Origin of the sequence: Haladaptatus salinisoli, from assembly GCF_020614375.1 — an archaeon.
In the GTDB taxonomy this organism is placed as follows: domain Archaea; phylum Halobacteriota; class Halobacteria; order Halobacteriales; family Haladaptataceae; genus Haladaptatus; species Haladaptatus salinisoli.
On record NZ_CP085328.1, the window covers coordinates 141,161 to 154,643 of the forward strand.

The window sequence follows — 13,483 nt, forward strand, 5'->3', positions numbered from 1 at the left end:
CCTTTACGGTCGCTCCCGATGTCACACTGTGCATGAATGTTCTTGTCGCGGGGGGTGATGGCTTTGTGGGCCGAAACGTGTGTGCTGAACTCGTCGAGCAGGGTCATACAGTTACTTCGCTCTCTCGATCGCCCGATTCCAGTGTTCTTCCGGATGCCGTCGAATTGATATCAGGCGACATCACGAACTACGACTCCATCGAGGGGGCGTTCGAAGCGAAGGACGCCATAGTGAACCTTACAGCACTACCGCCACTTCATCAACCCCGACCTGGAACGTTTCACGATACCGTCTGTATCGGCGGTGTGATGAACGCGGTACACGCTGCGCAGGAACATGGAGTGGCTCGATACATCGAGATGAGTTCGCTTGGTGCAGATCCAGATAGTCTGATTGCTTATTGGCGAACTCAAGGACTCGGTGACTTGGTAGCTCAGTATTCCGATTTAGACTGGGTGATTCTTCGCCCCTCATTCATTTTCGGTGAGGGGAGTGAAACGTTTGCGTTCATCAAGCAGTACACAACGCCGTATGTAACGGTCCTCCCAGCCGGGGGAGAAAAGCCTAGCTTCCAACCGATTTGGGTCAAGGATATTGCGCAGATTGTCGCAGATACGATTGAAGAGGATCGTCATGTCGGCCAGGTCTATGATCTCGGTGGACCCGAGGTACTAACGTTCGGGGAGGTCGCACGGATGCTCTATCGCGCTGAGGGAAAATCGATCAAGATCATCCCAGTACCAATGCGATTGGTAGAGAGTGCTCTTTATGCCGCGGAACCACTTTCGATTATCCCGTTTGGCATCGATCAGGCAAGGGCATTGGAAATGACAAACATCACTGACCACAATGATATTACGGACTTTGGCCTCGAAGAGACTGATTTGATGCGAATTGCAACGTACTTGAGCAGGAGGTAGGCCAAATCGATGGCTACTATAACGGATTTTCCAAAGCTCGGGACAAGCGCAGCTAAACAGGAATACAACGCGAGCCAGAGATGGTATATCTGACTTCCTTTAAAGAGCAAAATATGTCGTTCACGGTGGCACAGATATCAACCAAGGATGTACTCAAGGGAGGGATATTTTTCCAGGAGGGGTTGGCCGTCAATCTCGTACTGTTCCATGTAAGCATCAAGTCCGAGGATGCGGCCAGCACCGAATGCGGCGACCGAGAGAAACACCAGCATATACATGAAGTCAGAATTGATGAATCCGTGCGCCATGTCCCAGTTGCCGAAGTAGAACAACAGCATCATGAACGCACCGAAAAACGCAGCGAGGCGAGTCAGGAAGCCAACTATGAGGCCAAGGCCAATTGCCGCTTCACCCCACGGAACGACAACGTTGAGAAAGTCCATGAACCACGGCGTCTGACTCATCCAAAGAAACACCCCTTCCAAGGGATTGCCGTTCGTTGCAGCGACGTTCGCAAGGTAGCTCTGTGCCTCGAAGCTACCTAGAAGTTTTTCGGCGCCAGAATAGAAGAATGCGAACCCGATGACGAGACGGAGTGCAAGGACGAACCAGGCACTCAGCGAGTGTGCACGGCCATCCACAGTAATGCCCCCAATTGTGGATCGGAATTCATTGTACTGGTGTTGTGTATCAGCCATTGACATCACCACTTATTCAGGTTTGGTCGCATGGAACGTATAGGTGACGTCTGTATCGCCCTCATGGACGCGGTAATAAAACAGGTTAGTATAACAATAATATTACTTCTAGTGATATCGTCGATAGCGCAAACCTCCATCTTCCGGTGCAGGAAAGTTCCTCTCAAACGATATCAGCGGAACTTCGATTCACCCACTACACTTTATTGGTTTGCTACCGTTGTTGAAGAGGGGGAATCCTCGTCATGGCCAGAACAGAAACTGATTCAGTACTTCGAACCGTGCTTATCGTCCTCGCATTCATACTTCTCTTTCCAATGCTAATGATGGTGTTCGCGGTTCCAATGATGGGGATGATGGGTTGGTGGGGTGGCGCCGGCGCACAGGTCGGAATCTCACCACTGTGGGGGGTCGGGATGATGCTCCTGTTTCTCCTCATCTTAGCAGGCCTGGGATACCTGTTGTTTAAATCAATCGCAGATGGATCGCTCAGTTCACAAGACCGAGCGCTTGAGGAACTCCGCGTTGCATATGCACGTGGTGAACTGACCGATGACGAATATGAGCAGCGTCGGGACGCACTTCGCCGGTCGGAGTGAGGGGAAACAGAGGTGTCATCGCCGCACCCCAATACAGGATCACTACGGACTCGCAGAAATTCTAAGACCACCTCCTGATTTCAGTACGTTTTCCAGCTCTTGAGGTTGTGAATGGAAATTGTCGAGTCCTCTTTTCTTTGACGGAGAAGTGGGGTGTTCGCAGAGACGTGAACACATAGGGAATCCGCCGATGGAGAAGAAACACTCTCCATCAATCGAAGAAGAGCATGCTCTATGCAGTTATAACGGGCCACAAGAACAATCCGCTCCATGGTCGTGAGTAAGCATAGAGACATGGGAACTCCGGAAGAAGACTTCGAGACAGCGACGAAAAAGTCAGTCAATAGAGAAACCCGAGAAGATGCAATTCACGAACTCGCACTCGCAAATGAATGTGATAAACTGGCGATTCTCGTCCAAATGAGTGGCTTGGACGCAAATTATCGCCGAGCGGCACTAAATGGACTCATGAAGGCACCATGTGATCCGATACTCCAAAGTCTCGCAGAAGATGGGAGCTTAGACAATACATTACGTGAGGAGGCGCAGAACTACTTACAAAACCAAGAGAAATCGTAGGGGCCAACGTCGGCAGTTAACTGATTTCTTCGACGGTGGTTGTCTCCATTTGGCCGTCCTGTTTTTCGCGGGCGACGCGTAGTCGAATCCCTTCTTCGGTGTCCGTTGCTTCGACGATATCGACAACTTTCCGCGTCGCTTCAGGATCGAGCATCACGAGGCGGTCGTCCTCCGAGACAATACCGTACCCACTCTCGATACAGTGCCCCATCAAAGCGCACTCCCGCGTGTGAGTCCGTGCTTTCTCCAATAACTCGTCACGCGCGTTCTTTCTGATGCACCCTCCGTCCATAAGGTATCCTTCGGTCGTTTCAGTTTGCTCTCTCATTGTGACTCATGCTACGAGAGCGAATCATTTGTGGGTTTTCCCGCTTCTCGTGAACCGATTCGGAATTGGCCAACCACCATCGTCATTCTCAAAAGAAGTGCAATTCTAGGTTTCGCATTGGTTCAGTGGATCTATCACCAGTCGCAGCGATGGCGACTATCGAGGGGCAAATAACGTATTGTTAAGTAGTTCTTCTCGATGGAATAGTCAAAATGGTAATTTACACAAGAATATGAAAAAGAATCACTCACACGGAAGAGACGCATCAAGTGAAACATCACCGACGAGGATTGCTCCGCACATCTCTTCACCGTGAAGCGAGCAGAAGTACTCATAGATTCCCGCATCGTCGAATGTGTAGACGACACTGTCGTCCGGCCGAAGAGTCTGTGTTGAAAAGCTCCATTTCTCAGCCGTATCGTGAAACTGTACACTCGTCACGTCATGGTCAACTGAACTCGTGTTTTTCCAGACAACTGTCGTTCCGGGGGTGACAGCGTTCTTTACTGGATCGAACGTTTGCTGGTGCATTTCAACTGTGGCACGGGTCATACTTGAGAAAAGTGGGCCAGGTTTATTGACCATGCGCCTGTGGTCTATGCTACCAACCGTACTCGGTTGGGCGGGGGAAGTGCTAATGAATTCAAACACCAACGGCGGAGATCAATCACTCCACGGAGAGACAGCGTCTATCTGGATGGAGACGACGCCAGAAACGTCCTACGAGGCACTTGAGGATGGCATCACAGTCGACGTTGCTGTAGTCGGTGGCGGTATCGCCGGTATCACGGCAGCGGCGAAGCTCAAAACGGCTGGTCAGTCCGTTGCGGTCATTGAGCGTGATCGTCTCCTTACTGGCGTAACTGGCTATACGACAGCGAAGCTTACGTCCCTCCACGGTCTCATCTACGGTCATCTCATCGAGTACTTTGGTGAGGAACAAGCACGACAGTACGCCGAGGCCAACGAAGCTGCGATTGACGATATCGAATCGACTGTTGAGGATTGGAATATCGATTGTAACTTCGAGCGAGTACCTGCGTACACTTACACTGAGTCCTCCGACAAGCGCCAACAGATCGAGGACGAGGTAGATGCTGCGAAACGCCTCGGCCTCCCAGCGTCAGTGATAGAGTCTACTGACCTACCATTTGACGTGGCGGCGGTCAAGTTCGATGATCAGGCACACTTTCATCCGCGGAAGTATCTCCTCGCACTCGCTCAAGAGATTGCCGACGATGGCAGCTACGTCTTCGAGAATACGACCGCCACGAACGTTGAAGATGGACAGCCCTGCACGGTCTCAACCGAGCACGGAAAAGTGACCGCCGACCACGTCGTCGTCGCTACCCACTTCCCAGTATTCGACAAAGCGCGCTATTACGAACGCCTCTCTCCAAAGCGGTCGTACGTACTCGCAGTGCGCTTGGCCGACGAGGTTCCGGAGGGGATGTACTACGAGCCCGAGGAGCCGTATTTCTCGGTTCGCCCGCATCCAGCGGGTGAGGAGTCAATGGCGCTCGTCGGCGGCCAGAGTCATCGAACGGGGCACGGCGGGAGCACCGTCGATCGGTATCGGAACCTTGAACAAGAAGCACATGACCGCCTCAACATTGAATCAATCGAGTATCGCTGGTCAACCCAGGACTTCGTCTCAGTCGACCGAGTCCCGTTCATCGGCCGTCTCGGGCCACAAAGTCAGAACGTCTACACCGCAACGGGGTTCGGCGGGTGGGGGATGACGAATGGCACCGTCGCTGGGATCGTGCTCTCGGACATGATACTTGATCGGGAGAATCCGTGGCAGGAGGTCTACCAGCCGATGCGGTTCAACGAAAAGGCGTCAAGCGATAGCTTCCGCCACCATAACGAGCATGACGTCAAACACTATCTAGAGGACTACTCGAGAAAGCCCCAAACAGAAACGGTCGAATCAGTCGCCCCGGATGAAGCCATGATACTTGAGCAGGACTCAGAACCGACAGCCGTCTATCGCGATGAAGACAAGAACCTCCACGCCGTTTCTGCGGTTTGCACACACATGGGCTGCCTCGTGAGTTGGAACGACGGCGAACAGTCGTGGGACTGTCCGTGCCATGGCTCCCGATTCGACTACAATGGCGAAGTACTCGATGGCCCAGCAAACAGCGCACTTTCACAGCTAGACTTGGAAGATGAGTCATAATCGTCTGTAGCTATCCTCATAAACCGCCAGATACGTTCGGCCTCGTCTCAATACCTCATCTAATGAAATCAGGATCGATTTCGGTACCCGACCTTGCTGGCGGGTTCGACCTGCAATCAACGCTAGAGAGTGCACAAACGTTCCTCTGGCAGCGAGCGGACGATGGAATATACGAATCGACGAATGCCTACGGCGGTGACGCATGGTACTATACAGTTGCTGGGGATGATGTCGTGTACGTACGACAACGAAATGGTGTCCTTGAATGGCAAGCAACAATCGACGCTGAGCAACTCCTTTACCGACGGCTCCGACTCGACGATGATCTCGATGCTATCTTTGATGCCCTCGCCGATGACTCGATGCTTGAGCAAGCCTATCAGGAGTACTCTGGACTACGGATCGTCCACGACCCCTTCTTTCCGTGCGTGATTTCGTTTATCTGCTCTGCACGGATGCGCGTCAAGCGGATTCACGCCATCCAGATCGAACTAGCAAGAACATTCGGCGATCCTCTGCGTATCGAAGAAACTACTTACTACTCGTTCCCCCGACCGGAGCAGCTCGCAGCAGCGTCCGAGTCCAATCTTCGAAACTTGGGACTTGGTTTTCGAGCGCCGTACATCCAAGAGACTGCAGAGATGATCGCGACCGGTGAGTTGCCTGTCGATGATATCCGGGAGAAATCATACGAGGATGCTCACGAAGCAGTACAAGTGCTTCCCGGCGTTGGCCCGAAAATCGCTGACTGTGTGGCATTGTTCGCCCTTGGACACTTACGGGCAGTACCAATTGATACGTGGACTCGACAACTTATCAAACTGTACTACCCAATGTGTGATCAGGGATCCTACGAAGCGACTGCCGACGCGTTCCGTTCAATGTTTGGCAAGTACGCTAGCTATGCACAGACTTACCTCTACCACAATGTCCGTTCATGACCACGTTAGATGTGATCCTGACTACTCGGTACACTTCTCGTAGATGATCTAAAGTATTCTCACCCCGCATTGAATGGAGTCAACTCAGTTATCAGTAGTATAATTTCACCGATTAATCCGTTTCTTCCACTGGATGGAATAGACTGGGACTTAAGAACACGTTCTAAATAAACAAAATCATTGATATCTAATTGGGATATTATCATCGATTTCACTTCAGTTGTCGAATTTCCAATTGGTGGCAGTAACCATTAAGAGATATACTAAAATACACCACATTGGCGGGAAGGTTGTCAGAAGGGGAACTCGGTTGTTGCACCCACCCCCTTCATCCTGTCATGGTTTTGGATATTCATGGAAACAGTACAAGGGCTAAGGTCTACTATTAATTCATTTCATGTTACATGGGAAAATTCAAATAGGCCGATTACCTACGTTTTGAAGGTGGGTGGTTGCCTGTCTGGCGCTAAAACCACCCATCTTCGATGTTTACCGCCATTCAGTTCTCGCGTATCTGGTTTTAGATCGTCTTCCATTCGACGGTTTTGGTTGCTCTATTAGATCGATATGTGAAGGGTGTTCTCTACTCTAAATGCATAGAATAAACGTTCCATGTGCTTTCAAGGGCTGAAACACGGGCCACTACGTTTTTCTCATTGACTGCCGTTTCAAGGTCGAGGACGATAGCTATGAGCAACGACCGTACGCTCGGCCGACGGCACTTTCTTTCACTCAATGGGAGTGTCCTGTTCGCGTTCACTGCCAGCTATGCCAGTGCACAGACCAATGAGAAACCGGAGAACACTACAAGCGCGTCGACGATAACCACGGCGAATCATCACGGCGAACAGAGCGGCCATGGGTCGGAGACCGACGGTCACGGGCATAACGGTGCGCTTGATGGCCCAAGTAACCACGCCGATGTCAAGATGACAACCATGAATAATGGCTCGCATTTTGAACCCCACATCGTATGGGTAAACAAAGGCGGCACAGTAACTTGGCACCTCGAAAGTGGTTCACATTCAACGACGGCGTATCACTCCTCAAATAATAAACCTCAACGCATGCCTGACGGTGCAGCCGGTTGGGACAGCGGGATATTGAGTAAAAGTGGTGAAACATTCAAACAGACATTTAAGACAGCAGGGATCTATGATTATTTCTGTATTCCTCATGAGACCACTGGAATGCTCGGCAGTGTAATTGTCGGAAATCCACCAACGAATAGACAAGCCGGACTGAAGCCACCACAAAAGAACTTACCGTCAAAGGCACAACTGAAAATCAAAAGCCTAAACGAAAAAGCGTCAAAAGCGCTTGGAGATGGACACTAGACAATGGATCTAATCCTTTACTAAAGTTGCTACTGATAGCGATGTGCCTTTGTAAAACCTTTGAACAATCGGATGAAACTCACAGCTTAATTGATGTAGTAATGGAGAATGAAAATAGTACTGCTCAGTAAGCCAAAGAATTTACTGAATTGCTCGATCACCACCTATACCAGGTAGAGATTGCATGAACCTCGTGTATTTCATTCTTGGTATCATCCTCCTCACGACTGTCGTAGTGGATTTACTATGGACGACAGTCTGGATCGAAGGTGGTGCCGGACCACTCACTTCTCGATTGATGGCATGGTCTTGGCGATTGGTGCGACGAATCGGCGATCGGAACTCGTGGATACTGAGTCTTACCGGGCCATTCATTTTCATTGTTGGCCTTACAACGTGGATACTACTACTTTGGGGTGGCTGGACGTTAATTTTCGCCAGTGCCGAGGGCGCTCTCATTGACTCGCTTAATCGAGGCTCTATCTCATGGTTCGACCGAATCTATTTTACTGGCTATACTTTCTTCACCTTGGGAATCGGCGATTTCGTTCCTCAGGACGGTGTCTGGCAGCTTGCCACGACACTTGCTGCCGGGAGTGGGCTCCTCTTATTGACACTGAGTGTTACGTACATTCTCTCGGTGCTCGATGCTGTTACCCAGAAACGTGCCTTCGCGAGTAATGTAACCGGACTTGGTATGCAGAGTGAAGATATTATCCGAAGGAGTTGGAATGGCGAAGAATTTCACGGACTTGAGTTGACCTTGAATACCCTTACGTCACAGCTCAACACTCTGACGTCGAATCACAAAGCGTATCCAATTCTCCACTATTTCTATAGCAAACAACCCGAACAAGCGTCAGTGATCGGGATCACGGTTCTCGACGGAGCCTTGACGCTACTGCGATTTGGTGTCCCTGAACAAAATCAGCCCAGTAATGTCATTCTCACAAATGCACGCGCAAGTGTCCAGAGCTACCTCAATACACTTCATAGTGCGTTTATCGAGCCTGCAGAACAGTCTCCACCGTCACCAGACCTTGATGCAATCCGTGAAGTTGGTGTGCCAACTCTACCCGATAAAGAGTTCGCTACATCGCTTAAGGGATTGGACGAGCGACGGCGGACGCTTCTTGGCCTCGTTGAGTCTGATGCACGAGAGTGGCCGTCCTCAGACGAGCCATGATGAAGGAGACTTTTGTTTTATAGAGAATTGGCAAATAGGATTGCGATCAAAAAATCCCGAGAAAGAATCCAATGCCCATTGCGATAAGGATTGCAGCCGTGAATGTTGGCAGATAGTCAGTGTAATTCTTGAGCCGATCTTCGTAGCGATCATACCCAGTGACGAGCAGGAGTGTTACTCCGACGAGGGAGACGAGGACAGCAACTGAGTAGAGGAGCATCAACTCAAGGCAGTAGGTGGATCCCGTACAAATCGCAATGATGTCAAACTCTTCGTTGTGGGTGAACCCAAGTACGAATGCAAGGGCCACCATCCCGTAGAGCCCTCGGTCGGGTTCCTCATGGGTATGGTCGTGCGAATGATCGTGGGTAGAACGTCCCACGAACGGGAGCATCTGTCGCAGCCGAGTGACCCAACTCGCACGTTCCTCATGGTGATGAGCGTGTGTATGGTCATGGTCATGACTGTGCCCGTGGTCGTGATCATGTGAATGATCGTGATCAGAGTCGTGGTGATGCTCACTGTCATGAGTATCGTGATTGGGCGTGGTATGCTTATGGCCATTGAAATACTGCCAAATCCCGAGGGCGATGAGTAACGCACCTGCGACGTAGTTCATCCACCCAAGTTGAGTGAACCCGAAGTACGAAAGCGCCCAGAAGTAGACCACTACCATCGCGATGCTACTGATAAGGTGGCCAATCCCGAGGATAAGACTCGATGCAGCCCCGTAGAACCACTTGTTCGGCTTATCGAGGGCGTAACTCGCAGCGATTGCCCAGCCGTGGCCGGGTGCAAGTCCGTGGGTCAGACCGAGTGCACTTGCACCAAGAGCGAGCCCTACCAATCCATCTGCCATATAGATACTACGGGAAGAGGGAACTCATATGGATTGTTATGACCGATCCACAGATCCCGTAATACAGAATCTCCCTTACTCGGTGTCTAACCTAATCGCGATATAAACGAATCCGACCGATCCACAGAGGCTATAGAGCCATTCCCTGCAACGATAAGACGGGGACGTGCAATGACTGTCATCCCTTCGCTGGCATTGCAACGACCTCCAACAGAAGATAAAACGACCACTCTCACTGCACCAGCTCATGTAGGTAAGGGAGCGTCGTCAGATCATCCAGCGATCGCCACGCCAATAAGACTTCCAATCCCGTATGTCAAGCCGGCAGCAGCAAGTCCGATAATCACCTGTCGGAAGCCAGAATGCAGCAGGCTCCGGCCAGTGAGGAGCGTGATTCCGGCTCCAATGAGGAAGAGTGCAGCTGCACTCAGGATGAGACTCCCACCGACTGCTGGAATGCCCGTGAAGAAAAAGAACGGGAGGACGGGAACGATCGCTCCAAATGCAAATAAAACGAATGAGGTACCTGCAGCTTCCCATGCTGACCCTCCAAGTTCTTCAGGATTAATGCCGAGTTCTTCACGCGCGAGGGTATCAAGTGCCTCCTCCTGATTGGCGACGAGTTGTGCTGCTAGTTGTTCAGCTTGCTCTTGCGGGAGACCTTTCGCCTGATAAATGAGCGCAAGTTCCCGTTCTTCCTCATCTGGCACTGTTGCCAACTCCTCGGCTTCGATCGCTAATTGACGCTGGTATAATTCTCGCGAACTCTGGACAGAGAGCCATTCGCCCATCGCCATCGAGCCCGCGCCAGCAAGGAGCCCCGCTAGCCCAGTAATGAGAATCGAGGATGCGGAGAGGGCAGCGCCAGCAACACCCATGACCAGACTGAGGTTCGAGACGAGGCCGTCGTTTGCGCCGAGGACTGCCGCACGCAAAGCATTACCACTTGCAGACCGGTGGCGGCCCTCCAGCTGCGCCAGTGTTCCACCTTCAAGTCCTCCACCAGTGGTTGTCTCAATCTCGTCAAGAAGTCGGGCATGCGATTGCTCATGCTGAGGAAGGGCTGTATCTTTGGCTTCTGGTTGTTCCGCATAGCCGTGACTATCGGTTCGTTCACCAGCAGTGACGATGGGGAGGACGACTGCTGGCCCAAATCGTTGTGCAAGCCAACTTAATGTTCGTGCCCGCCAACTCGGACGTCGATCGCCTGGTTGGACACCTGCTTCTTGCAGTTGTGTCTCCCAGAAGTGTGCATGCTCCTCTTCAGTGGTTGCTAAGCGACGATACACCTCCGCGAGTTCGGGTCGTGATTCAGCCTCCGCAATGGCTCGATAGATGGTACTGCTGTCGATCTCAGCTTGACGATTCGCTTGATAGCGATCTACTGAGTTGTCGGACGCCATAGAACACTTCGTCAACGACCAATCTAATCAATCGGGGGGTGAAATACTGACTCGAATCTCGCGTAGTTAGCTTCCCAGAACGGTGAGTTACGATCGTTTCTGCAGATAGAGAATCACGAGGATGAGGATGAGCAGTGCTTGGACTGCTTTGTCGAAGAGCCCGAGGGATCAATGATATCGGGCCATCGGAGGACGAAATACGCGATGAATTGAATACCTGTGTAAATGATCCCAACACCGTACAGCAGTGGTTGATTCACGCCGAGTAGAGCAGTACAAGTGTACCAAAGAAGCCGAGTCCAGCCAAGATGAAGAGTATGCCAATGATACCTTCATTAATATCTTCAATACTTTCATAGATATGGATCGCGCCGGTGAGAATCACGAGAACAATCCCGACATAGTCAAGGCTCGTAAGCGCTGGCTACTGTCGAACTTGGCTACCTGATTCAGTGGTCACAGACGGTTCACAATCCCGACGAAAATAGCCGTATTGGCCGACTATCGAAGATTCATCTAGACTCGAAACGACCTACTAACAGGTTGAATTATCCAACGATGAGGAGGGGCGACATAAGTGCGATTCCGATTGTGAATCCGACCATAATCTCTCGGTGTCCCTGTCCTTGGAGATTTTGACCACGAGTCCGTGCTTCGGGCAGCAGTTCATAGGCAACGAGAAACAACATTGCTCCAGCGGCAAACCCGAGCCCAAATGAAAGCGTGCGACGAGCAATTTGAACGAAATAGAACGCGACAATTGCCGCGAGCGGCTGGGGAATACTCGAAAACACTGCCCACCCGACGAGTTTCCAGTTCGAAATGCCCTGGGTTTTGAGCGGAATCGCAACCGCCAGTCCTTCAGGAATGTTCTGAAGAGCAATCGCCGTTGTGACAAAAATAGCGAGAATAGGAACACTGAACCCAAGGATCGATTCTCCCATCCTAAGGTTCAAATCGGCGAACGAGACGCCGACCGCAACCCCCTCGGGAAAACTGTGGACGGTGAGCGTTCCGACGATGAGCACTAACCGACGGAAATCCGCCTCTGAGATAGTTTGAGGATGAAACTTGTACTCGCCAAGAAGACGGCTCGCCCCGAATACGAGCAGCGCGCCGACGACTACACCACTGGCAACCTCAACGAGTGGACCTTGATCTACTGCCTCAGGGAGAAGACCAAAGAGGGACGCCGACAGCATGATTCCGGCAGCGAAGCCCCATAGCGTCACGTACGTCCGATCGCTGACATCCTCAACGAAGAAAAACGGTACAGCACCAAGTCCAGCAGCTAAATCCGTCAGGAGGGCGGCGAAGAAAACAAATACAACCGCTTCTGTGGGTGCCATTGGGTAGAAGGTGAGAGTAGTACACGCGACACGTATTCAAATCTTGTCCACCCCTACTGATTCCGATCGAGTCCCTTCAGCGTTCATTCGATGCCTCATTTAACTGGCTGAGGATTTGGGAACTGATAGAACCCGTAGAGAACCTCATCGTGCGGTTTGTAGAGCCGGACATAATGCTTGAGATGGGCGATCTGCACCTCCCACGCCCTGATGTGTGGGTGACGGACTTCCTCGTTGAATCTCACTAACTCCCGCTGACGCTTTCGGCTCTCCTTCACTCTTTCATTCGTTCGTTTCTAGCGACACATCCCGCGAGACTCATCAGATCGGTCATTCACGGTCTTCTGCATTATTATAGACAGGTGGTGTGACGCCGAGCCGACTCTCGACGAACGCGGCGACATCCGCGGTGAACGCTTCAACCTCGGCCCAGTCGGTAAATTCAGTATCGTGGGAGGTGTCCACGTCGGGGAGGGCTCGCTTGGCGACCTGTTTCATCACCAACCGCTTGAGGAAGCCGTACTGTGAATAGCGCAACGCGCCACCAAAGAGGCCAATCCGGTCAGGATGCCAGCCAGTCTCCTCGACAAATTCCTCAACGTAACCCGCCGCCTGAGCCTCTCCTTGTTCATCGGCGGACGACAGTGACACTTGGAAAAACGCCGTCGGTTTCGCTGCCAGCATCTCACGATTGGACGTGACAAACTCTCGGATTGCCGGTTGGTGTTTACCGCCGTGGATCGACGCACCGACGAGAACCGCGTCAAAGTCGTCGACAGTGAGGTTCAGAGGCGTTTTGCCGGCATCCACCGCGGTGGCGTCGTGGCCCCGTGCCGTGAGTGTGTCGACGATACGATCAGCTACCTTCGCTGTCTGTCCCTCACCGGTTCCGTAGAGTACGAGGAATGACACCATGTGGAATCACCAGGTGGAATACGCCCTCGAGGTGGATAAATCCGTGCCACGTCGGGAGACGGTATCAAGAGCCACTCAAATAGTCGGCGCGGAATAGGCACGATGACGAGACTGCGGAGCAGTGAGTTTTCGGATTCTTGCGCAGACATGCGACGTCACGCGAGCAGATAACGGCGAATCCATG

General features: G+C 51.7%; 14 protein-coding genes. 7 read left to right on the forward strand and 7 right to left on the reverse strand.

Annotation, left to right across the window (positions count from 1 at the left end; genetic code table 11):
* Positions 1–32 precede the first annotated feature (32 nt).
* Positions 33–920 (forward strand): complex I NDUFA9 subunit family protein, encoded by an 888-nt coding sequence (locus LIX00_RS16405; protein WP_227356056.1) that lies wholly within the window; start codon positions 33–35, stop codon positions 918–920.
* A 137-nt stretch (positions 921–1,057) separates the two neighbouring features.
* Here LIX00_RS16405 and LIX00_RS16410 read toward each other — a convergent pair whose 3' ends face one another.
* Positions 1,058–1,618 (reverse strand): DoxX family protein, encoded by a 561-nt coding sequence (locus LIX00_RS16410; RefSeq protein WP_227356057.1) that lies wholly within the window; start codon positions 1,616–1,618, stop codon positions 1,058–1,060.
* Positions 1,619–1,863: 245 nt separating this feature from the next.
* Here LIX00_RS16410 and LIX00_RS16415 point away from each other — a divergent pair, with 245 nt between their 5' ends.
* Both LIX00_RS16415 and LIX00_RS16420 read left to right on the forward strand, forming a co-directional pair.
* Positions 1,864–2,217, forward strand: a complete 354-nt coding sequence (locus tag LIX00_RS16415) for an SHOCT domain-containing protein (RefSeq protein ID WP_227356058.1) — start codon at positions 1,864–1,866, stop codon at positions 2,215–2,217.
* Between the two features lie 270 nt (positions 2,218–2,487).
* Positions 2,488–2,796 (forward strand): hypothetical protein, encoded by a 309-nt coding sequence (locus tag LIX00_RS16420; RefSeq protein ID WP_227356059.1) that lies wholly within the window; start codon positions 2,488–2,490, stop codon positions 2,794–2,796.
* A gap of 16 nt (positions 2,797–2,812) precedes the next feature.
* Here LIX00_RS16420 and LIX00_RS16425 read toward each other — a convergent pair whose 3' ends face one another.
* A complete protein-coding gene (locus LIX00_RS16425; RefSeq protein WP_227356060.1) occupies positions 2,813–3,124 on the reverse strand; it encodes a hypothetical protein in 312 nt (103 codons plus the stop codon).
* 243 nt (positions 3,125–3,367) lie between these two features.
* Positions 3,368–3,676: a cupredoxin domain-containing protein gene (locus tag LIX00_RS16430; RefSeq protein ID WP_227356061.1), complete on the reverse strand. Its 309-nt coding sequence runs from the start codon at positions 3,674–3,676 to the stop codon at positions 3,368–3,370.
* 85 nt (positions 3,677–3,761) lie between these two features.
* Between LIX00_RS16430 and LIX00_RS16435 the strand changes: the two genes are divergently transcribed.
* The 4 genes from LIX00_RS16435 (at position 3,762) to LIX00_RS16450 (ending at position 8,773) form a co-directional block, all read left to right on the forward strand.
* Positions 3,762–5,309: an FAD-dependent oxidoreductase gene (locus LIX00_RS16435; RefSeq protein WP_227356062.1), complete on the forward strand. Its 1,548-nt coding sequence runs from the start codon at positions 3,762–3,764 to the stop codon at positions 5,307–5,309.
* 62 nt (positions 5,310–5,371) lie between these two features.
* On the forward strand, positions 5,372–6,250 hold the full coding sequence (locus tag LIX00_RS16440) for a DNA-3-methyladenine glycosylase family protein (protein ID WP_227356063.1): 879 nt from the start codon (positions 5,372–5,374) through the stop codon (positions 6,248–6,250).
* A 689-nt stretch (positions 6,251–6,939) separates the two neighbouring features.
* The gene (locus tag LIX00_RS16445) at positions 6,940–7,587 is read left to right on the forward strand and encodes a plastocyanin/azurin family copper-binding protein (protein WP_227356064.1); all 648 of its coding nucleotides are present in this window, start codon (positions 6,940–6,942) and stop codon (positions 7,585–7,587) included.
* A 184-nt stretch (positions 7,588–7,771) separates the two neighbouring features.
* Complete coding sequence (locus LIX00_RS16450; RefSeq protein WP_227356065.1) at positions 7,772–8,773, forward strand: ion channel; 1,002 nt, start codon at positions 7,772–7,774, stop codon at positions 8,771–8,773.
* 46 nt (positions 8,774–8,819) lie between these two features.
* Here LIX00_RS16450 and LIX00_RS16455 read toward each other — a convergent pair whose 3' ends face one another.
* From LIX00_RS16455 to LIX00_RS16470, 4 genes are all read right to left on the reverse strand, one after another.
* Positions 8,820–9,632 (reverse strand): HoxN/HupN/NixA family nickel/cobalt transporter, encoded by an 813-nt coding sequence (locus LIX00_RS16455; protein WP_227356066.1) that lies wholly within the window; start codon positions 9,630–9,632, stop codon positions 8,820–8,822.
* 272 nt (positions 9,633–9,904) lie between these two features.
* A complete protein-coding gene (locus tag LIX00_RS16460) occupies positions 9,905–11,035 on the reverse strand; it encodes a demethoxyubiquinone hydroxylase family protein (RefSeq protein WP_227356067.1) in 1,131 nt (376 codons plus the stop codon).
* A gap of 548 nt (positions 11,036–11,583) precedes the next feature.
* Positions 11,584–12,384, reverse strand: a complete 801-nt coding sequence (locus tag LIX00_RS16465; protein ID WP_227356068.1) for a ZIP family metal transporter — start codon at positions 12,382–12,384, stop codon at positions 11,584–11,586.
* Between the two features lie 330 nt (positions 12,385–12,714).
* Positions 12,715–13,299, reverse strand: coding sequence for a flavodoxin domain-containing protein (locus tag LIX00_RS16470; RefSeq protein ID WP_227356069.1), 585 nt, complete (start codon positions 13,297–13,299; stop codon positions 12,715–12,717).
* Positions 13,300–13,483: the final 184 nt, after the last annotated feature.

Excerpts from the sequence above, each read along its gene's own strand:
- LIX00_RS16470 (WP_227356069.1), bottom strand. The coding sequence starts at position 13,299 with ATGGTGTCATTCCTCGTACTCTACGGAACCGGTGAGGGACAGACAGCG.
- LIX00_RS16465 (WP_227356068.1), bottom strand. The coding sequence starts at position 12,384 with ATGGCACCCACAGAAGCGGTTGTATTTGTTTTCTTCGCCGCCCTCCTG.
- LIX00_RS16455 (WP_227356066.1), bottom strand. The coding sequence starts at position 9,632 with ATGGCAGATGGATTGGTAGGGCTCGCTCTTGGTGCAAGTGCACTCGGT.
- LIX00_RS16435 (WP_227356062.1), top strand. The coding sequence starts at position 3,762 with ATGAATTCAAACACCAACGGCGGAGATCAATCACTCCACGGAGAGACA.
- LIX00_RS16445 (WP_227356064.1), top strand. The coding sequence starts at position 6,940 with ATGAGCAACGACCGTACGCTCGGCCGACGGCACTTTCTTTCACTCAAT.
- LIX00_RS16450 (WP_227356065.1), top strand. The coding sequence starts at position 7,772 with ATGAACCTCGTGTATTTCATTCTTGGTATCATCCTCCTCACGACTGTC.
- LIX00_RS16405 (WP_227356056.1), top strand. The coding sequence starts at position 33 with ATGAATGTTCTTGTCGCGGGGGGTGATGGCTTTGTGGGCCGAAACGTG.
- LIX00_RS16415 (WP_227356058.1), top strand. The coding sequence starts at position 1,864 with ATGGCCAGAACAGAAACTGATTCAGTACTTCGAACCGTGCTTATCGTC.
- LIX00_RS16430 (WP_227356061.1), bottom strand. The coding sequence starts at position 3,676 with ATGACCCGTGCCACAGTTGAAATGCACCAGCAAACGTTCGATCCAGTA.
- LIX00_RS16460 (WP_227356067.1), bottom strand. The coding sequence starts at position 11,035 with ATGGCGTCCGACAACTCAGTAGATCGCTATCAAGCGAATCGTCAAGCT.
- LIX00_RS16440 (WP_227356063.1), top strand. The coding sequence starts at position 5,372 with ATGAAATCAGGATCGATTTCGGTACCCGACCTTGCTGGCGGGTTCGAC.
- LIX00_RS16425 (WP_227356060.1), bottom strand. The coding sequence starts at position 3,124 with ATGAGAGAGCAAACTGAAACGACCGAAGGATACCTTATGGACGGAGGG.
- LIX00_RS16420 (WP_227356059.1), top strand. The coding sequence starts at position 2,488 with ATGGTCGTGAGTAAGCATAGAGACATGGGAACTCCGGAAGAAGACTTC.
- LIX00_RS16410 (WP_227356057.1), bottom strand. The coding sequence starts at position 1,618 with ATGGCTGATACACAACACCAGTACAATGAATTCCGATCCACAATTGGG.